Source organism: Citrobacter sp. Cpo012, from assembly GCF_030333015.1.
Classification (GTDB): Bacteria; Pseudomonadota; Gammaproteobacteria; order Enterobacterales; family Enterobacteriaceae; genus Citrobacter; species Citrobacter portucalensis.
The window spans coordinates 560655-584172 of the sequence record NZ_JAOWGR010000036.1 but is presented as its reverse complement, the minus strand read 5'-3'; the positions used below and the strand labels follow the sequence as shown (position 1 = coordinate 584172).

Sequence of the window (23518 nt, the reverse complement as noted above, 5' to 3'; positions counted from 1 at the left end):
TTAGTATTTACGCCAAACAACACGTTTAACATAATCAGTATAGGAGAGGATAATTCTTGCCACTTTATCAGAGACATTTGGCATTGAATAGTCACTCACTTGGCGTAGGAATCGTTCATTATCACGTGGCTGATTTTTTATCATATCAAGAGCCTGAAGAATACGCTCAGGATCAACACCGGTCATTATTACCGTACCTTCTTCCATTCCTTCTGGACGCTCGTGCGCCTCACGGATATTGATAGCAGGAAAATTGAGAATCGATGATTCTTCAGTAATTGTACCGCTATCAGAAAGGACCGCTCGTGCTTCCTTCTGTAATTTTACATAATCTTTAAAGCCAAGCGGCTTTAACAATTGTATGTGCGAGTTAAATACAATTCCTTTTGCATCAATTCTTTTCTGAGTTCTCGGGTGTGTAGAAATAATTACGGGTAACTGATAAGTTTCTGCTACTTTGTTTAACGACTCGACAAGATTCATTAAATTCTTATCTGAATCAATGTTTTCTTCGCGGTGAGCACTTACTACAAAATATTCGCCGGATTTGACATTAAGACGTTCAAGAATATTTGATGCTTCAATACCATCGGAATAATGAGTAAGAACTTCAAACATTGGGCTGCCAGTCTTAATGATACGATCAGCTGGTAATCCCTCCGCAAGAAGATATTCTCGTGCTATATCACTATAGGTAAGATTAATATCAGCCGTATGATCAACTATACGACGATTTATTTCTTCTGGAACTCGCATGTCGAAGCAGCGGTTCCCGGCTTCCATATGGAAAATAGGAATCTTACGTCGTTTTGCTGGAATGGCCGCAAGACAGCTATTAGTATCACCAAGAACCAGCAATGCATCAGGTTGAGTTGATTCGAGAACCTCGTCAACTTTGATGATAATCTGACCAATAGTTTCAGCTGCATTTTTACCAGCTGCATTCAAGAAATGATCAGGTTTACGAACACCAAGATCGTCGAAAAAAATTTGATTAAGCTCGTAATCGTAGTTTTGACCAGTATGAACAATCGTATGTTCAAAATAATCATCTAGTTTAGCCATAACACGCGACAATCTGATAATTTCAGGTCGTGTACCAACGACAGTCATAACATGCATTTTTTTCATCTTTTACTCATCAGAGATTTTGTAGTTAACTGTATCAGGATTCTCAGGATCAAAAATTTCATTTGCCCAGAGCATGACTATCATTTCATCATCACCAATATTCGTGATGTCATGCGACCAACCAGGAACAGTCTCGACTATTTTCGATTCATCTCCATCAATAAATATTTCGTAATAGTCATTCGAATCAATATGTCTGAATGCAAATTTTGCTTTGCCCTTAATAACCAAGAATTTCTCATTTTTAGTATGATGATAATGCCCACCTCTTGTAATGCCAGGATGTGCAGTAAAAAATGAAAACTGACCAGACTCTTTGGTTTTTAGCATTTCAACAAACGTCCCGCGAGGATCGCTATGACGTTTGACTGAATAAGCAAATTCTGAGGGAGAATAATAACTCAGATAAGTTGCATATAGCGCTCTGGTTAAACCGGTACCAACGTGGTCGATTAGCAGGCCATGCTGCTTATTCTTAAATGACCTGATGGTGTCAACAACGTTACCGACACTCGTACTATAAACAGGTGTGACTTCTGCGCTTTTCTCATCAACTTTGCCTTTTAAGCAATCAACGAATGATTTGCAGACATCATCAATATAAACCAGTTTTAGCGGGGCATCCGGATTATTTATAGTCACGTCTAACCCGTTAAGAATATTATAGCAAAAAGTTGCAACTGCTGAATTATAGTTAGGTCTACACCATTTGCCAAACACATTAGGTAAGCGATAAATATACGTTTTTGCGCCAGTCTCTTTCGCATATTTGCTTACTGAATATTCTGCTGCCGCCTTACTTTTTCCGTAATGATTGTCGAGTTCAGCTTGAATTGATGAAGTTATGAGTAAAGGAGTTTTATTACCAAAATCAACTAATTTATTTACAATGTAATCAGTTAAGTTAGCATTGCCCTCATAAAACTCTGAATCACTTGTTGGGCGGTTAATCCCAGCAAGATGGAAAACAAATTCCGCAGATTGCAATGCTTCATCAAGCTGCTCAAGTGAGTTGTCTCGATCGATACAAATTACATCGTCATACCCGTTTTCACGTAAATGGACACGCAGATTTTTTCCGATGAACCCATTAGAACCAGTAATGACAATCTTCATATTATTCATCCAGTTGATATTCTTTTTTATCGCAAATAGCTCTAATAAAAGCCAGTTTTAGCAATAATTTTTTCATACCTTCTACATCAAGACGATCTGTATTGTGTGAATTATAATCTTCAATTTGCGAAATTCGCTGATCGCCCTGTTCTACGTATTTCCCATAATTGAGGTCTCGAAGATCAGGTGGAACACGGTAATATTCACCCATATCTTCAGCAGCGACCATTTCTTCACGGCTCAGTAATGCTTCATACAATTTTTCACCGTGGCGGGTACCAATAATATGTACAGGGTGTTCTGGAATCTCCATCAGTTCTTTGAGGGCAATAGCCAATGTTTCAATTGTTGCAGCTGGTGCTTTTTGAACAAAAATATCACCATTATTGCCATGTTCAAAGGCGTATAACACGAGATCAACCGCATCATCTAAAGTCATCATGAAACGTGTCATATTTGGGTCAGTAATCGTCAGAGGTTTACCCTCTCTAATCAAGTCCACAAATAATGGAATAACCGAGCCGCGCGAAGCCATAACGTTTCCGTATCGAGTACCACAAATTACGGTTTTAGACTTATCAACATTTCGGGATTTAGCTACAATAACTTTCTCCATCATAGCCTTGGAAATACCCATCGCATTGATAGGATAGACTGCCTTATCTGTACTCAGGCAGACAACACGTTTCACACCATTTGCAATTGCAGCCTCGAGTACATTTTCAGTACCTAACACGTTCGTTTTTACTGCTTCCATGGGATGGAATTCACAAGATGGTACTTGCTTCAAGGCCGCTGCATGGTAAAGGAAATCTACACCACGAGTTGCATTTAAGATTGATTGATAGTCACGGACATCGCCAATATAAAACTTCAATTTTGAGTTATTATATTTTTTTCGCATGTCGTCTTGCTTTTTTTCATCACGACTGAAAATACGAATCTCTGCAATATCCGTATCTAAAAATCTTCTTAAAACCGCATTCCCAAAAGAACCTGTACCACCTGTAATTAACAAAACCTTATTTTTAAACATATAAAATTTCTCTCATTAGCTTTTTAGACGCTTAACGTCTTTTCCTACAACGTCTTTGACTGTAGTAAATTAAATATTAATCTTATAAAAATGAAATCTACTGGAAGTGTATGCAGTTTTGCTTTTTCTGATCGTTTATTAATCAACAAAGTTCAGAATTACGTTTAGAAAGATCAGGCATCGATATACCTTCACGATCAAACACGCTACCGCCCCTGGCTTTACAGCTACCAGACCACTAGCTAGATTCCAAAGATGATGGTCACTGCCAACTCAGGCAAAGACGTCAAAATCAAGCACTAATTGTCTTACCAAATGCTGACAGAAACAAGGAAAAACCCAACAAAAAACAGATTAAACTTAGTAGGTTAACTTATTATAATTAGTTGCTTTTCATATAAAAAACGACAGTAACACTCCGCTGCATAAAGCATAGACACCGGAATGTTAACTGCCGCTCTTTTTTCTGGCATACATCACAAAGACGTGAACATCTTCTACTCGCTCAACAACTTCTCAATGCCCTTCCTGAACTTAACCCCTTCCTTCAGGTTACGCAGCCCATACTTAACGAATGCCTGCATGTAGCCCATTTTTTTACCACAGTCGTAGCTGTCGCCTGTCATCAGCATAGCATCAACAGACTGTTTTTTAGCCAGTTCTGCAATGGCATCCGTCAACTGGATACGTCCCCAGGCACCTGGAGCAGTTTTTTCCAGCTCTGTCCAGATATCAGCCGAAAGCACATAGCGCCCTACAGCCATCAGATCAGAATCCAGCGTTTGCGGCTGATCCGGTTTTTCGATGAACTCAACGATACGGCTGAATTTACCTTCGTTGTCCAAAGCCTCTTTGGTTTGAATAACAGAGTATTCAGACAGATCGCCCTCCATACGCTTAGCCAGCACCTGACTGCGCCCAGTTTCATTAAAACGAGCAACCATAGCAGCGAGGTTGTAGCGCAGCGGATCCGCACTTGCGGTATCCAGAACAACGTCAGGTAATACCACGACAAACGGGTTATCACCAATGATAGGACGAGCGCAAAGGATGGAATGACCCAGACCCAGCAACTGAGCCTGACGGACGTTCATGATAGTCACGCCCGGAGGACAGATAGACTGCACCTCGGCTAATAACTGGCGCTTAACACGCTGCTCAAGGAGTGATTCGAGTTCGTAAGAGGTGTCGAAGTGGTTCTCAACGGCGTTCTTAGACGCATGAGTCACCAGAACAATTTCTTTGATACCTGCAGCTACAATTTCGTCGACAATGTATTGAATCATCGGCTTGTCTACGATCGGCAGCATCTCTTTAGGGATTGCCTTCGTGGCAGGCAACATGTGCATCCCCAGACCCGCTACCGGAATAACTGCTTTCAAATTAATCATTAAGTCATTCACCTATTCAATTGTTGCTGAATTATAGCTTTTTAGCTTGTTTTAGCCAGTATGAATTACATTACTCCGATGCCGCGTATGTTACGCCGCTTAACTGCGGAATGCAGTAATCTTAATCCCAGGCGGGTACAACTTTTGCCAGGAATGGTCGCAAAGTTACCTCCCCTGCCCCGGCAGTCGAAAATTCACCGCTTCGACATTCACCACCTGATGGCTTACCCGGTCAATGTCAACTGAACTTTGCCCGCTTTCGTTTACCGCATGGATATTCGCCAGTGATAGCAAGGTGTCCTGCTTAGCCATAAACTTGCCGCGCACATCCTGGCGTAGATCGAATTGCATCTTGAGCGCGGGTCCTGTTGCGGATTGCTGCATCACTCTGATGTTACGTAAAAAAAGATGCTGCGGTTGGTTGTGCAACTCAAGCGTGGCTCGTTTCATCTCAACGTTGGTAATGGCCACGAACGACGTTGCATTACCTGATGAGATCTGAATGCCGCGTAATTTATATTCAAGTTTCGTGTTATCCAGATGGATATTATTTAACTTAAAGTTCTGCGGGATGGATAAATATCGTCCTTTAATAACACCGTAGCCAATGAGCATACCTGCGCTATTTTCCATATTGATATTATCAATCACGAAATTATCACAGCCATAAATAGCGACCGTCGCATTATCAATACCTGCTTTCTTACTAAAATCTGGGGTAATATTTCGTGCGGTGATATTACGAATGATAAAATGTTTACCGTTCTCTACATGGACTAACTGTCGACAGTCGGTGCCGGTGATATTCGCCACGACAAAGTTTTTTACCGCCAGCTCATCGGGATAGGTATTGTCATAGGTACTGCCCGCCAGTCCGATGCCGATGCCCCAGTTCACGTTGCCATTGGTACAGTTGATACGTTCAATGACATGGTCAGAAATGAGGATGTTGCTGTCGTTAATAGCCACATTCCACTCAATGGCATCTCCCTGTAGATCGCTAAAACGGCAGTTTGTAATCTTTACGCCATCCATCCGGTTATGAAAGCCCTGACGCAGGATCCCATAGTTAGCACGCGTGACGGTAATATCATCGATAATCAGATTGCGCATCAGCCTCGGTGTTTTGCCGCCGATATAGACTTGTGTCACTGGGCCAAAACCACTCATGGAAATCCCTTTTATCACGCAGTCTGAACCGCGCACATCGAGGGTAACATTCCTCAGGCTCCCGCCCCGCTCACCCACTACCTTACATCCATCCTGCAGAACAAAGCGACCACGGCCATTGCCGATGATTCTGCCTTGCAGGTGTAGCGTTTTGCCAGGAGGAATAACGATAGCGGTATTGAGATCCTTACATTCCAGTCCATATGGTACGACTACCGTTTGTCCTTCTTTGAACGCCTGCCTGAAAGAAGCGACCCAATCCTTTGGGTTGTAATCCTGAATGTTAACACTGTCCGATGATTCAAGCGCCCGGACAACGGGAGAATGCAGTACGACAAGCGCAGAGCCTGCCGTCAGAAAAGTACGGCGTGAGAGTTTGTTCTCTGACATACGGCCTCGATTTACATCGTTTGCAGCAGACTGGCTAACTGTTTATTGATCGCTAACTGATTAAATTCAGTTTCAATTTTTTCGCGCGCACACCGCACAATCGGCTGAACCTGCTCACTGTCGAGCAGGCTAAATGCCGCTAAACGCTCTGCCAGTGCCTGCGCATCGTTTTCCGGTGCCAGCCAGCCAGATTTTCCCGACTCGACCAGCTCAGGGATCCCACTGTGGACGGTAGAAATGACCGGGATCCCCACTGCCATCGCCTCCATCAGCGCCACCGGGATCCCCTCCATATCGCCGTCTCTTCCGGTAATCGACGGCAGCAAAAATACATCCGCCTGTTCAAGCATCTCCTTTACCTGATGGCTGGGCTTAAAGCCGGGCATCTCAATCACATCATCGAGTTGATATTGCTCGATCAGTGTGCGTAAACGACGCTCCCAAGGACCGATACCCAGGATGCGATAACGAAATGAGACGCCCTGCTCTTTTAACTGTCGGCAGGCTTCGATGGCGACGTGCAGTCCTTTTTTCTCGGTTAACCGGGCGACAGAGATAATTTCCAGCGGTGCAGCTGGTGCTTTCAGTTGGCGAGGGGTAAAACGCGTCATGTCGATACCCATACGCGAAACCGCGATTTTTTGCGGCGGGCATCCCATGTTTTTTAAACGTCCGGCCCAGAGATTGCTGATGGGTAACATCAAATCTCCACGTTGAAATAGCTGCTGATACTCAGGGGTATAGCGGGTAAGCACATCCCGATGCGAAACATCGACGCCGTGAAATACCGTAGCGATTTTTCCGCGGATCATCCCAAGCTCACGCAGCTTAGCGGCCGTTACGCCTGCTGGCCCAAAATGAGCAATAAAGACATCCGCTTCAAACGCCCGCGGATTCCCACCGCAAATGGCCGCCAAAATCAGATTGCGCGCTTCCTCGCCATAGCGTGCAACATTAAGCGCTTTCCAGGTCGCTGCGCGGGTGAGACCGTGCAGAGCCGCCGCCGCCCTATATTTCAGCTTCGCCAGTTTGCTTTCCGGTTCATTCAGCAACCAGCGCGTTTTTTCACCCAGCCGATAGGTATTAAATGAGGCATGCGTATTTTCAAGATCGCCCTTCTGCAAAGCGACAATCTCCACGTCGTAGCCCATATCGATAAATGCGGTTATCTGATTGAGTACAAAGGTCTCAGATGAGAGCGGAAATTTAAGCAGGAAAAAACCAATCTTCATTTTTCCCCCTCAATACGCGTTAAAACCGACTGCACCATGCGTACCCCGCGTTCGCGTTCGCGTGTCACAGCGTCCCCAAGTCGTATGTTCAGATCAGGTAACTGTCCGAGGGTATCGGCGACCTTTCCTTCCAGGCTGCCATCGAGCAGATGGCGAATATCGACAGCCATCTCCGGCAACCCCAACTGTTGCATGATCCCTGCCGATTTATGCTCGTAGTTAATGGCGATGGCTGGCGTCATAAAATTCATCGAGATGATGGCCGAGTGCAAGCGAGTACCCACCGTCAGATCGCATGCCCCCAGAATCTTCCCCATCTCCAGATCGTTAAGTTCATCCATCACCACGTGATATCGGGCCGGGTCGTTAACATACTGGCGAAGATTTAACGCCACCATGCGGTCATCTTTGTTGTAACTATCAATACCGGTGCATGTTGACAGTGCAATCACCTGGTAACCTACATCGAGTATGCGGTTCACTACCCCGGCAAAAGCTTGCTCATAGGCCTGCTGCGTTGTCCCCAGACGCTTATCAAAAGGAGCCAGCTCGCGCAATGTAATGGCAACGGTCTTCTGTTTAGCCGCCATGTCTAACCAGTGCTGTACCGCATAACCTGGCTCAAAATCCTCATGATGATTGTCGACCAGCCAGGCCGTATCCACGCCTGTTTCAACTTTATCCGTGGTAATTGCGCTGCGCTTCATCAGATCAAGACTGACGGATTCACGTAAAATCAACGCATTACAGTGACCAAACACGTAGTTAGCCAGTTGATTAAACTGCTCATCCTGGAATGGCCCCACGCTGTGACCAATCATGTACAACGGTTTTTTCGCCATAAACGAACACAACGCATGCTCAAACTGCGGCACACCATACAGATCGACAAAGAACGATCCGCCGACCTGGATGATGGCGTCATAGCGCGACAACAAACGAACAAAATCGGTAAAGCCCTGGGCGATAGCGATATTGCGCAGATTACCGGAGTCGGTAACACGCGAGAGCAGTACCTGGTGCTGATAGCGACGACGCAGCACCTTCTTCACGCGCCCCATAACACCCGCTGCGTTGTTGTGTTGCTTCATCTGCGAATACAGCGGATCGCCCATAACCGGGCGGTTCAGCAACCACGAAGAGCTCACCGGGTAGCGGCTCATAACATCCACCTCAGTCTCAGGACGCAACGCGTTAATGGCATCCAGCAAACCGCGCAGGATCGCGCTATCCCCTCGGTTCCCGCAGGTATGGTTGCCCAAAATTAATAGTTTCATTATGACCTCTTAAAGCGTTGTTCTTATCCTGCACGGAGCAAGGTTTTCATTTTTTCACTGCGACAGAGCTGGCGTTTTATTTCCACCACCAGCGGATGACGCGACAGCACTATCATTAGCGCAAACGCCAGCGCCCCTGCCGCTATCTGGCTCCCCAACAACACGCCCAACGACAGTTGGCCATGCAGCATTACGCCCAGCGCATAGCTCACCACAAGGGTTGGCAAGGAGAGATACAACGGCAGCCAAAGACTGAGCATGTACTGGCGGTAGCTGGGGCCAAGAACAGGTTTAATCATCACGAAATAGCTGAGGACCGTGTTAATCACCTGGACCAGTAAAAAGCCCAGCGTCACGCCAATTGCCCCGGCCAGATGTCCACCGATGAAAATGGCGGGAATAAACAGAAAGGTTTTGAACACATTGAATTTAAAGCTGATATCGACCCGCGCTTTCGCCATCAGCAGTGAACCGATTGGATTCCCCACCGAGCGCAGCAGCCCAACAATGCACAGCAGTTGCAGGATGGGGATGATGCCGTTCCACTTCTCACCGAATACCAGCGGCACCACGTTATTCGACACCACCATCAGTCCCAGCAGCGCCGGGAAGTTGATAATCCCAACCACCGACAGCAGCTTGTAAAAATTCACTCGCAGCTTTTCACTGTCGTCCTGGATTTTGGCAAACGCCGGAAACAGCACGCGGGTGATAATCGGGTTCAGTTTGATCGGGGGGACAACCGCCACATTCCAGGCGAGATTGAATCCGCCCGCCACGCCAGCTCCCAACGTGCGGGCTAACACCAGTGTGGAAAGGTTGGTATTGATGTAATTGATGATGCTGTCTGCCGTCAGCCACGCACCAAAACGCAGATTCGACGAAACGGATGCCAGCGAAAAATGCAGCCCCGGACGGTATATCCGGCGACCAAAATAGCCGAACAGCAGCGTACGTAGCGTACTGTTTACCAGGTACCCGAGAATGGCCGTCAGTGCGAGCGGCCAGAAATGGGCGCTGACTACGGTAAAGGTAAAACCGGCCAGTACCGAACTGGTTTCAATCATGCCAATTTTGTTGAAGGCCAGCTCTTTTTGCATCAGCGCACGAAACTGCTGCCCGTGCGGTATCACCACAAACGCCAGCGATAACGTTTTGATGAGCGGTGCCAGTTCTGGGTTATTAAGTACGCTGGCAATCGTCTCGCTCAGCAGAAACATCGCTACGCATACCACGATACCCAGCCCCACGTTGAGCCAGTACAGCGTGGTCAGTTCAAGATAGCCAATCTCTTTGCGCTGAATAATTGAGTTGGCAATACCAAAGTCAGACAACGTATCAGCCAGCGCGATGATCACCAGCGCCACGGTTAACAACCCGAACTGGTGGTTATCAATAATCCGTGCCAGTACGGTCATCTGGATAAGACCCAGACCAATGATGATCACCGTGGCAATCGCCGACCACTTTGCGCCGTTCAGCGTTTTTTCTCGTAAGCTCATGTTAATACGCCGCTTTGTTGACAAAGCCTTTGAATACCGTCAGAAAAACAATTTTGATATCGAACCACACGCTCCACTCGCGAATGTATTCGAGGTCAAACTCCACACGTTTTTCCATTTTTTCCAGCGTATCGGTTTCACCGCGCCAGCCGTTGATTTGCGCCCAGCCGGTAATACCCGGTTTCACCTTATGGCGTAACATGTACCCCTCGATAAGCTGGCGGTACTGTTCGTTATGCGCTACCGCATGCGGGCGTGGCCCGACAATAGACATGCCCCCGGTCAGCACGTTAATAAACTGCGGCAGTTCATCGAGCGACGTTCGGCGCAGGAAATTCCCCACAGGGGTAACGCGCGGATCGTTTTGCGTCGCCTGCGTCACCACCGCGTCGTTTTCCATCACTTTCATCGAGCGAAATTTCCAGACTTTGATCGGCTTTCCGTCCATGCCATAACGGGTCTGGCGGAAAATCACCGGTCCTTTGGAGGTCAGTTTTACCAGTAATGCAATGCCGCACAGCACCGGAGAAATAAGCAGCAGGATCAGCGAAGCCAGCACGATATCTTCCGCGCGCTTTAACAGGCGATTAATCCCCGAGAGCGGCGTGTCATACAGCGGCACCACCGGAACGCCGTTCATCTCCTCAATCCGTGAATGCAGAATGTTGAAGGTAAAGACATCAGGAATAAGGATCACTGAGCAGGTGGTGTCGGCCAGCTCACGAACCAGTTTTTTGACGCTGGCGCCATCGCTCATCGACATGGCGATATAAACGTTATGAATACGTGAGGCTTTGGCGTCGTCCACCAGTTGTTGCAGATTACCGGCCCAGTCACGGGAGTTTTTTCCAGGGATAGGATCGTGATAGACCCCCGCCACTTCAAATCCCAGCCACGGTTCATGGCGAAAGCTGTCCAATAGCATTTGTCCGGCGGGCAGGTCCCCTGCCACCGCCACCCGGCGCGTGTTATACCCGCGATTACGCAACCATCCCGCGCCGTAGCGAATAAACGAACGGCTCAACACCAGGCCAACGCTGGATAGCAGATACCACGCCAGCCAGACGGCGAGACGGTTATCAAAGTCATTATTAAAGGCGATCAGACCTGCGCAAAAAATCAGACTCAGCGTCCAGTTTTGCAGCAACAGCACCAGCTCAGTGGAAATTTTGACACCGCGCCAGGAGCGATAAAAATCCGTTATGCCACCGAGCATCTGAAAAACGACCAGCGTGATCAGCGCCACCAGCAGGTGCATGTACAGGAAAGGCAAACCGCTTAATTCGCAGATTACCCACAACCCGCCAAACATGATGGTGATATCTGAAAAGCGTTGCACCATCGAAATTAACGACGCATTGGTTTTGGCGCGTTCGCGCTTTTTTAGATGTGTCATCGTGGTTCCTGTTAGTCACCCTTTGCCCAGCATCGGGCAAAGGAAGCACCAGCATTACTGATTCAGTAACGCCAGAAGAGTGCGCGTTCGCGCTTCCATCAACGGAATATCTCCGCGCGATTCCACGTTCAGGCGCACCACCGGTTCGGTATTGGATGAGCGTAAATTGAAGCGCCAGTCGACAAACGACATGCTGATACCGTCCGTTCTGTCCACCGACAACGCCTCACGGGAAAAATGCTGCTCCACGCGCGCAATCGCTGCCGTCGGCTCTGCCAGCGTACTGTTTATTTCTCCGCTCGCCGGGTAGGCCACCATCCGGTCGCGGACCAGTTCGCCCAGCGACTGTCCTTTCAGACACAGCAGCTCCGCCACCAGCAGCCACGGGATCATTCCGCTGTCGCAATAGGCAAAATCGCGGAAATAGTGGTGCGCGCTCATTTCGCCACCATAAATGGCATCTTCGTGGCGCATCCGCTCTTTGATAAACGCGTGCCCGGTTTTTGACATCACCGGTTTACCGCCTGCCGCCGTCACCACATCCACGGTGTTCCAGGACAGGCGTGGGTCGTGGATAATTTTCGCCCCCGGATTTTTCTCCAGAAACGCTTCCGCCAGCAGGCCGACAATGTAGTAGCCTTCAATGAACTGACCTTTTTCATCGAACAGGAAGCAGCGGTCAAAATCACCGTCGAAGGCAATCCCCATATCCGCGCCGTGTTCAATCACTGCATTGCGCGTGTCGGCCCGGCATTCCGGCAGCAGAGGATTGGGAATACCGTTGGGGAAGTTGCCATCCGGCGTGTTGTGAATTTTGATGAACTCGACCGGCACGCCCAGCGCCTTGAAACGGACTTCAATGGCGTCAACCACCGGACCTGCCGCGCCGTTGCCGGAATTTAGCACCAGCTTCATCGGTTTCAGGTTGGCGGGATTGATGTAACCCAGCAGGTGGTCAATGTAGGCATCACGGGTAGTAATGCGCTGGTAGCGGCCACGTTTTGTCTCATCAACCATCGGGAAGTCATTGGCTTCCGCCAGGCGCTGCACGTCGCGCAGACCGGTATCACCGCTGATGGGCCGTGCCCCTTCCCGCACCAGCTTCATGCCGTTGTAATCCATCGGATTATGGCTGGCGGTCACTTCAATACCGCCATCAATGCCCAGGTGGAAAGTGGCAAAATAAATCTCTTCGGTGCCCGACATGCCAATATCCAGCACATCCACGCCCGCATCCTGCAATCCTTTCGCCAGCGCCAGCTTTAGCGTCTCGCTGGTCAGGCGCACGTCACCGCCGAGGACAATGGTTTTTGGCTTCAGGAACTCGCCGTAAGCGCGGCCAATACGCCACGCAATATCTTCATTCAGCTCTTCGCCCAGCCTGCCGCGAATATCGTAGGCTTTGAAACAGGTTAATTTCGTCATGATTTACCCTTCTTCAGGCAACAGGAGGCCCTGACTCTTAATGAGCCTTTTAATGAGTGTTAAATGCATTTTCCGGCGCGCTTCGCTTATCGGGCCTACGGTGTTGTAGGCTGGATAAGCGCAGCGCATCCGGCATCAGGTACGCCCGTATCTGTCCGCAAACCGCACCACATCATCCTCATCGAGGTAAGATCCGGAGCGCACTTCAATCAGATCGAGCGGGATTTTCCCCGGGTTCTCCAGACAATGGGTCGCCCCCAGCGGAATATAGACAGACTCGTTTTCAGCGAGCAGTTTGATGTCGTCATTGATTGTCACCTTCGCGGTACCAGCCACCACAACCCAGTGTTCAGCCCGGTGATGATGCATCTGCACGGACAATCCCTCACCGGGTTTAACGGTAATCCGCTTCACCTGGTAACGGTCTCCGGCATCAATAGAGTCGTACTTGCCCCATGGACGGTAAACTTCACGGTGAATATGGTGTTCATGTCGTCCGTCAGCTTTAATTTGCTCCACCACTTTTTTGACGTCCTGCACCGCGTTGCGATCGGCGATCAGCACCGCATCTTTGGTCTGCACCACAACCAGATCCTTCACCCCGACGGTCGTCACCAGGCCAGATTCGGCATACACGTAGCTGTTTTCCGTTTTATGGCTAATGACGTCACCATGATGCACATTACCTTCAGCGGTATGGGCGCTGATTTCCCACAGCGATGACCAGGAGCCAACATCGCTCCAGCCTGCGTTCATGGGCATCACCACCGCATCGGCCGTACGTTCCATTACCGCATAGTCCACAGACTCTTCCGGGCAGGCGAGAAACGCCTGTTCATCAACGCGGATAAAATCGAGATCGGGATCAACCGTACTCATGGCGTTTTCGCAGGCCTCAAGAATGTCGGGGCGATATTTTTTCAGTTCTTCCAGATAACGCCCGGCCCGGAACAGAAACATGCCGCTGTTCCAGTAGTAGTCGCCGCTCGCCACGTAAGCCTGCGCGGTTTCCAGATTGGGCTTTTCAACAAACTGCGCCACCTCAAAAGCCACGGCGTCGGTATTGGTCGGCGAAACCTCGCCGCGACGTATATAGCCATAGCCGGTCTCCGGCTGGTCCGGCACGATGCCAAACGTCACCAGCTTACCCGCGCTGGCATAGGGCATTGCATTGCGAACCGCCTCGCGAAATGCCTCCTCGTCGGCAATCATGTGATCGGCCGCCAAAACCAGCAGCAGCGGATCTTCCCCAGGACTTTGACGTTTTGCCGCCAGCGCGGCCAGCGCTATCGCCGGTGCCGTATTGCGCCCGGCGGGTTCGAGAATAATATTCTCAGTCAGCTTATGCAGTTGTCGTAGCTGTTCCGCCACGATGAAACGGTGTTGTTCGTTACAGATAACCACCGGGCTTTCACACTCCACGCCGTTCAGACGACAGATCGTTGTCTGCAGCATGGTGAGATCGCCTTTCAGACACAGGAACTGCTTTGGATACAGCACGCGGGACAGTGGCCATAAACGGCTACCCGAGCCACCGGCCATCACCACCGGAAAGAGTTTGTTTTGACTCATCATGTACCCCGAATATCTGCAATAAATTGGCTCAGCACGTTTTCTTTATCCAGCGTGCGTTCGGCATACTCACGTGCCACCGTGTTAACTTTTGGCATGGTTAGCGCCTGTTGAATCCCGCCAACCAGCGCATTCACTGATTCAGGCTCGACACACACCGCGATGCCTGGGTGAGCGTCACACAGCTGACCCAACTCGGTCTCAGGTTCGGCGGTAATCACCGCGTTACCGCCAACGGCGAGGATGTTGGTCAGTTTGGAGGGCAATACGGCATCCGCCGCACCGCGCTTTTGTACCACCAGATGGCAGTCCGCCATCTTGAGCAGCGCAGGCAGCGCGTCATAAGATTGCAGCGGAAAGAAGATCACATTGTTCAGGCCGCGTTCGCCAGACATACTCTCCAGCTGTGCTTTACCTCCGCCCTGCCCGACAATCACAAACAGCCAGGGCTGTTCGCTCAACAGGGCCGCTGCGTCGATCACACTCTCCAGCCCTTGCTTTTCACCGATATTGCCTGAGTAGAGAATGATTTTTTTATCATCAGGCAAGCCCAGTTGCTGGCGCAACGCCAGAGCATCGGCGTCGTTCACGTCACGAAAACGCGCTACTTCTGACCAGTTCGGAAAGAAAATGACCTTCTGTGCATCAACGCCCTTCTCCTGCGCTTTATTCATCATTGAGCGAGAAATGGTCGAAATATGATCCATATTCAACAGCCCACTGCGCTCAAAGGCGCTGGCCAGTTTTGCCACCGCGCCACGCTTGCCTTTGCCCGCCATGCCAAGCCCCAGCATGGCATCAACTTCGTAATCCTGAATATGCAGCAGCGTGCGCGCCCCGGACAGCTTCGCCAGCAGGCGCATGCCCGGCGTACAAAACAGCGTCGGCACTACCCCAATGATGCGATCCGGCTTCCAGCGGCGCTGCGCCAGCAGCGGGAAGAAACTGCTCAGGGCGAAACTGCCTAGATGCAGCAAGCGCTTGAACGTAGAGGGCTGCTCAGGCACATACAGCGGACAACGCCAGACGATGGCATCGCCTTCTTCACGACGGTAGCGCCAGGATGAATAGCGACCGTTGACCTTCCACTGCGGATAATAAGGCGGCGCAGTGATCACCCTTACGTCATGCCCCTGTTGCGCCATCCACTCCACCATTTCACCGGTGTATTTACCGATACCGGTCAACTCCGGCGAATAGTTGATGCCATACACAAGGATCTTCATAGCCCGGGTACTCCGGCCTGACTCTTCTCACAGAAGTAAGCCCGGCTGTTGTCGTGGACGTGGTCACTGGTCAGAATCTCTTCAATTGCCAGCCAGCGGTACGCGTCATGTTGAACGTCAGGCAGTTGCAGGTCGTTTTCCGACACCCGCAGACGAAATCCCAGCACGATGTAATGCGTTGAGAAATCTTCCCCGGAAAAGTTGTCGTCATAGAAGTGCTGCCAGACCCCGTAAAACTCTGCAGCGGACAGCGGTAAACGTAACCCCAGCTCAGCGTCAGTAAGCCGCTCAAAAGCCGCGCGCAGCGGTTCATCTTTTTGCACCCGACCGCCGGGCACGAACCAGTACCCCTGAGCTGGACGATTGAGGCGCTTGCCAAGCAAAAATTCGCCCTGGGCGTTTTCCACGATCAAATCGATGGAAATCAGCGGAGTTGAACGTACAACGGTGGCAAAATCCTCATGACGTAAAAACATGCTTACCCCCGGTAACGGTGCTGGTTTTCAAGGAACCACTGATATGTACTGGCAAGCCCCGCTTCCAGAGATATCTCGTGATACCAGCCCAACTGATGCAGACGCGTAACATCGAGCAATTTGCGCGGCGTGCCGTCCGGTTTGCTGGCGTCAAACACCACGCGCCCCTTGTAACCCACGGCCTGCGCGATAGTCTGGGCCAGTTCACGGATGGTGCAGTCCACACCGGTGCCCACGTTGATATGCGACAGCATTGGTTGGGTATATTCCTGCAACACTTCCTGAGCCAGCTCCATCACGTGGATACTGGCCGCCGCCATATCGTCGACATGCAGAAATTCACGCATTGGCGTCCCGCTTCCCCACACCACCACATCCGGCGTATTTTGCTCGCGAGCCTCATGAAAGCGGCGCAGCAGCGCCGGGATCACATGCGAATTACTCGGATGAAAGTTGTCATGCGGTCCGTACAGATTGGTCGGCATCACCGAGCGATAATCACGGCCATACTGTCGGTTATACGATTCGCACAGCTTGATACCGGCAATTTTGGCAATCGCATACGGCTCATTGGTCGGTTCAAGTGTCCCCTGCAACAGTTCACTTTCGGCGATTGGCTGGGTAGCTTGCTTGGGATAAATACAGGATGACCCGAGGAACAACAGTTTATTCACGTTATGCAGATGCGCCGCATGAATAATGTTGCTCTCAATCATCATATTTTCATAAATAAAATCAGCAGGATAAGTATTGTTCGCCACAATCCCCCCCACTTTTGCCGCCGCCAGATAAACCTGGTCAATACGTTCAGCGGCAAAGAACGCCTGCACCGCACCGGCGTCCAGCAGATTAAGCTGGTCGCGAGCACGCAGCACCAGTTCTACGTTATCTCGCTGCGCCAGTTGTCTGACGATGGCGGCCCCCACCATCCCGCGATGACCCGCCACAAAAATACGTTGTGTCTTCATCCTCAGTACTCCAGCGCGATGGCGACCTCGTAACCGTGCGACTTGAGCAGGGAGTGTTTCTTCGCCGCATCAAGATCGTTGGCAACCATTTCCGAGATCATCTGGCGCAGCGTGATTTCCGGTTTCCAGCCCAGTTTTTCATGTGCTTTGGCCGGATCACCCAGCAGCGTTTCCACCTCAGCCGGACGGAAGTAGCGCGGGTCAACGGCAATCATGACATCCCCGGGTTTCACCCCCGGCGCATCGTGTCCGGTCACAGAAACCACGATGCCTTTCTCATTCACGCCCTCGCCTTCAAAGCGCAATTTAATCCCCAACTGAGCGGCCGCCATTTCCACGAACTGGCGCACGGAATACTGCACGCCGGTGGCAATCACGAAATCTTCCGGCTTATCCTGCTGCAGCATCATCCACTGCATCCTGACGTAATCTTTGGCATGCCCCCAGTCGCGCAGTGAATCCATGTTGCCCAGGTACAGGCAAGACTCCAACCCCTGAGCGATGTTGGCGATCGCCCGGGTAATTTTGCGAGTGACAAAGGTTTCGCCGCGGCGCGGAGATTCGTGGTTGAACAGAATGCCGTTACAGGCATACATCCCGTAAGACTCGCGGTAGTTGACGGTGATCCAGTAGGCGTACAGCTTGGCAACAGCATACGGTGAACGCGGATAGAACGGCGTGCTCTCTTTCTGTGGAATTTCCTGTACCAGACCATACAGTTCAGAGGTGGACGCCTGATAAAAACGGGTCTTTTTCTCCAGACCAAGGAAGCGGATCGCCTCCAGCAAACGCAAGGTGCCGATCGCATCAACGTCTGCGGTGTATTCCGGTGAATCAAACGACACCGCAACGTGGCTCATGGCGCCCAGGTTATAGACTTCATCCGGTTGGACTTCCTGTAAAATACGGGTCAGGTTGGAGGAGTCGGTCAAATCGCCATAGTGCAGATGAAATTTGGGATTGCCTGAATGCGGATCCTGGTAGATGTGGTCCACACGTTCGGTGTTGAATGATGAAGCGCGACGCTTAATACCGTGTACTTCGTACCCTTTTTCCAGCAGGAGTTCTGCCAGGTAAGAACCATCCTGCCCGGTTACGCCAGTAATGAGAGCGACTTTTGACATGTTATAACCTCTTCAGTGATCCCCTCAGGGAGTAACTTTCTCGACGCGTTCGCGCGTGACTACTGCGGGATTTCCCCGACAAACAACATTTGCTGGCAGCGATTTAAATACGCTGCTTCGTGCTCCAACGACGGTGCCATCACCAATCGTCACGCCAGGCGCGACAAAGACATCTGTCGCCAACCAGCATTTAGCGCCAACCACAATCGGCGTGGCGTTAATATCAAAATGTTGACTGGCATAATCATGACTCCCGGTGCATAAATAACTTTTTTGCGAAATAACCGCATGGGCGCCAATCGTAATATCACCTAACGTATATAAAACCGCGTCGTCACCCACCCAGGCATAATCTCCCAGGGTTAATTTCCACGGATAAGTAATTTTTACTGAAGGCCGAATGACTACGTTTTTTCCTATTTTCGCACCAAACATTCGTAATAAAAATGCACGCCAGCGATACATGACCTGCGGTGACCAGCGAAATAATGTTGCTTGCACCGCCCACCATAATTGCACTTTAATAGCACCACCGCCGCGAAAACCTCCAGGCACTTTAAATCCGCTTAAGTCCTGCATAATATGCCCTTACGTTTTCCCATATAAGGTTTTTGTTTTAGCGGTTGTGCGCAGACGTAAATATTCTGACAAACCGGTCCAAAAACCTGGCATGTGTAATATCTGGCGCTGTACTTTTTTGGCATCCCGACACAATTCCAGATTATTCGTCGTTGACACTCCGCCCATAGAAAACTCCGATACCAACCCGCTCAACTTTTTAAAAGCGTAACCGGACTTGTATAATTGGGCTGCCAACGCGTAATCAGACGATATTTTATATTGCAAATCATAATGCCAGACATTCAGCCCTGAGAGCGGAAAGAATATCGCCTGATGACTGGCGGGCAGGCTGTGATAAATATACCAACCTGGTTTTGCCCGGCGCTTAATTTTGTTGCCATTGCCGAAATCCAGCAACGCATCGCCAATGACCATGGTTTGGTCGCTCTGCATTTTTAGCTGGCGGATAAAATGTGCCGCATCCGCATGCAGAATATCCCCGGAGTTGAGGAACAGTGCAAACCGCCCGCGCGCCATCGCGATGCCTTTGTTCATCGCATCATAGATGCCGTTATCCGGCTCGCTGACAAACCGTAACCGGTGTTCCCCACTGAGCCCTTCAAGAAACGCCGACGTACCATCCGAGGAGCCGCCATCAACAACAATCCACTCAAAACTGATATCACCCGCTTGCGCCAGATGTGCCAGCGATGCGTGAGTTTTGACGATCCCTTCCAGATTGCGAAAGGCGACGGTAATGATACTGAGCAGCATGTGAGTTACCTCGCGATATTCAGCGCCTTGCGCAATATAAACGGACACACAATTAAAAATGCGTATTCCGGACTAAATACTGAACCTGTAAAAAACAGGGACAACGGTGTAAAAAGATAAAGCTGCACCCGATAATTCTGATTATCGCCAAACGCATTGATCATCATTTTCATGACCTTCCCCATGTACCATAGGGCTAATATCAACGCGAACCATGAAAAATAAATAATCAGCAGATACAAACCATTGTCTATTGTTTTACCGACATCTGCACCGTTAAAAATTCCGAATGACGCAACGTATTCATAAAGTGAGCCAAATCTCACTACGCCATCAACATTCAGTAATGAATAACCGACCATCACCAATGGTCCTACGATACGATAATACGATGACGAACCTTCAGTTCCTAAATCACCAAGCCGCGTTGCGATGTACGGAAAAGCAAATATCACCCCAACTAAAAACACGCTTAATGAGATTATCGCCAGCGGTAGCTTCTTTTTTATCGCATCCTTATTCAGGTACTGGAACGCCCACTCCAGGAGATAAAACAAAATAAACGTCATTACCCCTGAAAAAGATCCTGATAATATTATCCCTGCCAGAATCATAGCATCGGACTTAGGTGTTTTGATACCAAACTGTTTGATGCTGAGCCAAATTGAGATTAACGCCAGAGCGAAGAATGCCGGTTCGAAATAGAGCGCAGTGGTACGTTTCCCACCAAACTTAATAAAGTTCAGAACATAGCTGTTACTGTAAATAAGATATTTCGAAATAACTTCCATTAAACTGCTGCCGCCGCTGAGAATTATCTGTGCCATTTCAACCGCAGCTAACCCCACCACCAGCCCCACCACCAGCCAGAAAAAACGCAAAATCTTAATGTAGTTATGCGGTGAAATGGTTTTAAAGCGAATACTCCACACCATGCCAATAATCACCACGGTATAAACAAACAGCATCGCTGACGTTACGTACTTGCTTGCATCCAGTGATTGGCCGAACAGGTAGTTAAACGCCGTCAGCCCGCCCCCTACGCCCAGCGCAATCATTAATTTTTTGATATTGATGCGCTCGACAAACAGCAACAGCAGAACGGGCAAGAACGTGACGATGGTTATCGGGAAGCTCTCGCCAAGCTGGGCAAGTTTGACGTTAACCAGCAGATAAAGCAGCGGTAGCACCAGATAGCTACAGATTCTGATAGAATGAGACATATTCCTCCAGCATCTGTTGCCCACTGTATGCCACCCGACTGCGTTGACTGAACGCGGTAAGGGACGTGTCAAATACCGCCTGCGCAATGTCTGATTTTTTCAGCTGCACCAGCTGCAATACGTCCGCTTCGCTGAACGTTTTACCGCCTGATTTAGCCAGCACTTCCTGCGCGGCATCGCTGTGCGTGGCAATTACCGGTACGCCGATGGAAAGCGCTTCGCACAGAATCAGCGGGTAGTTATCGACACGGGAGCTGAACACCAGTCCATCCATCCGATTAAGCGCACTCATCAACGCGCGCTTATCGCTCTCAAAACCGTGGTTGATGACGTTATCTCCCGCAAATGGCGAAAATTTGCCGAAGGTATGCAGCTCAATTTTGTCCTCAAGCGCGGTAATCGCTCGCACCAGTTGTTGACTGGTTTTGCCGTCATAGCGCAGGTCATGAGCCACCACGGCAATTTTCGGCCGACCGCTCTCCGCAGGCATCGCGGGTAGTTCGGCAAGAATGGCTTCGGTTGCCACATCAATGCCATTATTGATAACGCGGCAGCATCCCACGCCATACAGGCTGTTGAATGCGTCGGCCACATGTTGACTGGGCGAGATAAACTGGCAGCCCAGCGCCAGCATGGCACGGAACATCTGCCGCTTACCGGGCAACTGCTGATGGGCTTTATCGACTTTTACCGGCGGATAGTTGCTGAGCGTTGGGCATTTCTGACAGCCCGTTCTCCAGCCTTCGCAGCCATCGGTAAAGGCACAGCGCCCGGTCACGCTCCAGTGATCGTGCAGGGTCCAGACGAAGGTGATATCCGGTTTATGCGCCTTCACTTTTTGGCAAAAGGTCACCACCTCTTCCAGGTTCAACCAGTAGCTGTGCAACACATGAAAATGCAGTACCAGTGGGCCGCTGGTGCAGGTAACTTCACGGTATAACTTGTTGAGATTGCCAAACATGTCGCGGTTCGCGAAACGAAATAGCGCAATATTCGCCACCGATGTCAGACGCGGCGTATGTTTGACAACATGCGGATAATCCCTGTGGCTGGCGCTTTTCTTGCCACCTTTGCCATAGCCATAGACAAACCGTGACGACAGCCCTTTTTCCAGCGACCTCAGATGCAAATCTAACGCCACGCCTGCCGCACCACCTTCTGCGAGTCGCACATTAAACTGTAATATCTTCATTTTATTACCTTCACCCGTGCCTTCTCGCCCACGACCAGCGTATTGTCCGGAACGCTATCCACCACAACGCTCCCGGCGCCAATCGTCACGTTATCGCCAATAGCAACGTCGCCGAGCAGAGTGACATTGGCCCCCAACTCAACGCCGTTACCGATGACCGGACAGGATGGATCGTTGGCACCAAGATTGCCGATGGTGACGCCGTGGCGTAGGGTAAAATCATCCCCCGCCACCACGTTTTTATTGATAACCACCCCATAGCCATGATGGATGGTGAAACGACGACCGATTGATGCAGCAGCCTGAATTTCATAGCCAAACATGCATTCGGTGATAAGGCGATACATCACCAGCACCGGGGCAGCCCACAGGTTGTTTATGATGTTTTTTTTACGCCAGACGGAGCAAAAATGGGCAATCCGATAGGCCGCCACCATGCAGCAGGGGCGCAGACTCCAGCCGTTCGCGCGTAAATCTTCCAGCATACTTAGCGTCCTCGCAGTCCGTCGGCCAGACGCTTACTGTTGCGAACAGAAAGCAGCGTCAGCAGCGTGCGCCAGTTCATCCGTTTGTTGCGGATCTGATAGAGGGTAAACAGCTGATATTTCTTGCTGGCCCGGTCAAATTTGCCTTTGTGCTTGCGGTAAAACTGAAAGTAACCGGAGAATTTATTCGGCGATGAGGTAATACGCATCTCGCCGTGATTCACATGCAGGATCTGCGTCGCCTCTTTGACCTTCCACGGTTTGCCATACGCCACCACCATGCGCAGGAAGATGTCGTAATCCTGCGCCGCTTTCAGCGTGGTATCGAACAGGCATGCTTTAAACCGCCATGCCCAGGTAAATACCTGATTACCAATGATGTTGCGTTTATAAAACCTGCGGCGTGAATATACGGACTTCGGATAGAGCGGCAGACTGGTCGGCTGCGAATACACTTCGCCCTCACAGACATAGTCATTGGCATACAGAAACGCCCGTGTGACCAGTTGATGCCGGTACTGCAGGAACACGCTCAGGCGGTTCGGCGTCCATTCATCATCATCATCAATCCCCGTAATGTATTGCCCGTTGGCCTGCATAATGGCCTGATTACGCACCGCACAGGCCCCGGAGTTGGTGGAATTATGCGTATACGACACGCGCGGATCGTTGAGTTCCTCAACAAACTGCTGCAACTGCTCATATGAGGAAGAGCAATCATCCACAATGATCATCTCCCAGTGAGGGTAGTCCTGGCGCAACACCGATTTAATCGCCCGAATGGCCAGCTGCTGGCGGTTCCAGGTTGGCATATAAATTGAAATTAGCGGGTTTTCTGTCGTCATTTTCGT

General features: G+C 50.0%; 21 protein-coding genes. All 21 read right to left on the bottom strand.

The window, feature by feature from the left end:
- On the bottom strand, window positions 1–1131 hold the full coding sequence (gene wecB, locus OGX90_RS09515; RefSeq protein ID WP_234692111.1) for a non-hydrolyzing UDP-N-acetylglucosamine 2-epimerase: 1131 nt from the start codon (window positions 1129–1131) through the stop codon (window positions 1–3).
- A gap of 3 nt (window positions 1132–1134) precedes the next feature.
- Window positions 1135–2247: a UDP-2-acetamido-2,6-beta-L-arabino-hexul-4-ose reductase gene (gene wbjC, locus OGX90_RS09510; RefSeq protein WP_234692112.1), complete on the bottom strand. Its 1113-nt coding sequence runs from the start codon at window positions 2245–2247 to the stop codon at window positions 1135–1137.
- Window position 2248: 1 nt separating this feature from the next.
- Entirely contained in the window at window positions 2249–3283 is a 1035-nt protein-coding gene (fnlA, locus tag OGX90_RS09505) for a UDP-N-acetylglucosamine 4,6-dehydratase/5-epimerase (RefSeq protein ID WP_234692113.1), read from the bottom strand.
- A 497-nt stretch (window positions 3284–3780) separates the two neighbouring features.
- Window positions 3781–4674, bottom strand: a complete 894-nt coding sequence (gene galF, locus OGX90_RS09500) for a GalU regulator GalF (RefSeq protein ID WP_234692114.1) — start codon at window positions 4672–4674, stop codon at window positions 3781–3783.
- 165 nt (window positions 4675–4839) lie between these two features.
- Entirely contained in the window at window positions 4840–6234 is a 1395-nt protein-coding gene (gene wcaM / locus OGX90_RS09495) for a colanic acid biosynthesis protein WcaM (protein WP_174771365.1), read from the bottom strand.
- An 11-nt stretch (window positions 6235–6245) separates the two neighbouring features.
- Complete coding sequence (gene wcaL / locus OGX90_RS09490; protein WP_286623620.1) at window positions 6246–7466, bottom strand: colanic acid biosynthesis glycosyltransferase WcaL; 1221 nt, start codon at window positions 7464–7466, stop codon at window positions 6246–6248.
- Window positions 7463–8743 carry a colanic acid biosynthesis pyruvyl transferase WcaK gene (gene wcaK, locus OGX90_RS09485; protein ID WP_286623618.1) on the bottom strand — a complete coding sequence of 427 codons (1281 nt, stop codon included), beginning with the start codon at window positions 8741–8743 and terminating at the stop codon, window positions 7463–7465. Before wcaK ends, wcaL begins: the two co-directional genes overlap by 4 nt.
- A gap of 23 nt (window positions 8744–8766) precedes the next feature.
- The gene (gene wzxC, locus OGX90_RS09480; RefSeq protein ID WP_234692117.1) at window positions 8767–10245 is read right to left on the bottom strand and encodes a colanic acid undecaprenyl disphosphate flippase WzxC; all 1479 of its coding nucleotides are present in this window, start codon (window positions 10243–10245) and stop codon (window positions 8767–8769) included.
- Window position 10246: 1 nt separating this feature from the next.
- Window positions 10247–11641 carry an undecaprenyl-phosphate glucose phosphotransferase gene (wcaJ, locus tag OGX90_RS09475; protein WP_008785190.1) on the bottom strand — a complete coding sequence of 465 codons (1395 nt, stop codon included), beginning with the start codon at window positions 11639–11641 and terminating at the stop codon, window positions 10247–10249.
- Between the two features lie 54 nt (window positions 11642–11695).
- Window positions 11696–13066, bottom strand: coding sequence for a colanic acid biosynthesis phosphomannomutase CpsG (gene cpsG / locus OGX90_RS09470; RefSeq protein WP_286623617.1), 1371 nt, complete (start codon window positions 13064–13066; stop codon window positions 11696–11698).
- A 135-nt stretch (window positions 13067–13201) separates the two neighbouring features.
- Entirely contained in the window at window positions 13202–14638 is a 1437-nt protein-coding gene (gene cpsB, locus OGX90_RS09465; protein ID WP_008785192.1) for a mannose-1-phosphate guanyltransferase, read from the bottom strand.
- Window positions 14638–15864, bottom strand: coding sequence for a colanic acid biosynthesis fucosyltransferase WcaI (gene wcaI / locus OGX90_RS09460; protein WP_286623616.1), 1227 nt, complete (start codon window positions 15862–15864; stop codon window positions 14638–14640). Before wcaI ends, cpsB begins: the two co-directional genes overlap by 1 nt.
- The gene (locus OGX90_RS09455) at window positions 15861–16340 is read right to left on the bottom strand and encodes a GDP-mannose mannosyl hydrolase (protein WP_048224447.1); all 480 of its coding nucleotides are present in this window, start codon (window positions 16338–16340) and stop codon (window positions 15861–15863) included. Before OGX90_RS09455 ends, wcaI begins: the two co-directional genes overlap by 4 nt.
- A gap of 2 nt (window positions 16341–16342) precedes the next feature.
- On the bottom strand, window positions 16343–17308 hold the full coding sequence (gene fcl, locus OGX90_RS09450; RefSeq protein WP_286623615.1) for a GDP-L-fucose synthase: 966 nt from the start codon (window positions 17306–17308) through the stop codon (window positions 16343–16345).
- A gap of 2 nt (window positions 17309–17310) precedes the next feature.
- Window positions 17311–18432, bottom strand: a complete 1122-nt coding sequence (gene gmd, locus OGX90_RS09445; RefSeq protein ID WP_003036748.1) for a GDP-mannose 4,6-dehydratase — start codon at window positions 18430–18432, stop codon at window positions 17311–17313.
- 24 nt (window positions 18433–18456) lie between these two features.
- Window positions 18457–19011, bottom strand: coding sequence for a colanic acid biosynthesis acetyltransferase WcaF (gene wcaF, locus OGX90_RS09440; RefSeq protein WP_001153539.1), 555 nt, complete (start codon window positions 19009–19011; stop codon window positions 18457–18459).
- 9 nt (window positions 19012–19020) lie between these two features.
- Window positions 19021–19767 (bottom strand): colanic acid biosynthesis glycosyltransferase WcaE, encoded by a 747-nt coding sequence (gene wcaE, locus OGX90_RS09435; RefSeq protein WP_048224450.1) that lies wholly within the window; start codon window positions 19765–19767, stop codon window positions 19021–19023.
- A 5-nt stretch (window positions 19768–19772) separates the two neighbouring features.
- Window positions 19773–20990, bottom strand: a complete 1218-nt coding sequence (wcaD, locus tag OGX90_RS09430) for a colanic acid polymerase WcaD (protein ID WP_286623614.1) — start codon at window positions 20988–20990, stop codon at window positions 19773–19775.
- Entirely contained in the window at window positions 20965–22182 is a 1218-nt protein-coding gene (gene wcaC / locus OGX90_RS09425) for a colanic acid biosynthesis glycosyltransferase WcaC (protein WP_286623612.1), read from the bottom strand. Before wcaC ends, wcaD begins: the two co-directional genes overlap by 26 nt.
- Window positions 22179–22667 carry a colanic acid biosynthesis acetyltransferase WcaB gene (gene wcaB / locus OGX90_RS09420; RefSeq protein WP_181641060.1) on the bottom strand — a complete coding sequence of 163 codons (489 nt, stop codon included), beginning with the start codon at window positions 22665–22667 and terminating at the stop codon, window positions 22179–22181. The genes wcaC and wcaB overlap by 4 nt, the downstream gene beginning before the upstream one ends.
- A gap of 2 nt (window positions 22668–22669) precedes the next feature.
- Window positions 22670–23512, bottom strand: a complete 843-nt coding sequence (wcaA, locus tag OGX90_RS09415) for a colanic acid biosynthesis glycosyltransferase WcaA (protein ID WP_000206145.1) — start codon at window positions 23510–23512, stop codon at window positions 22670–22672.
- Window positions 23513–23518: the final 6 nt, after the last annotated feature.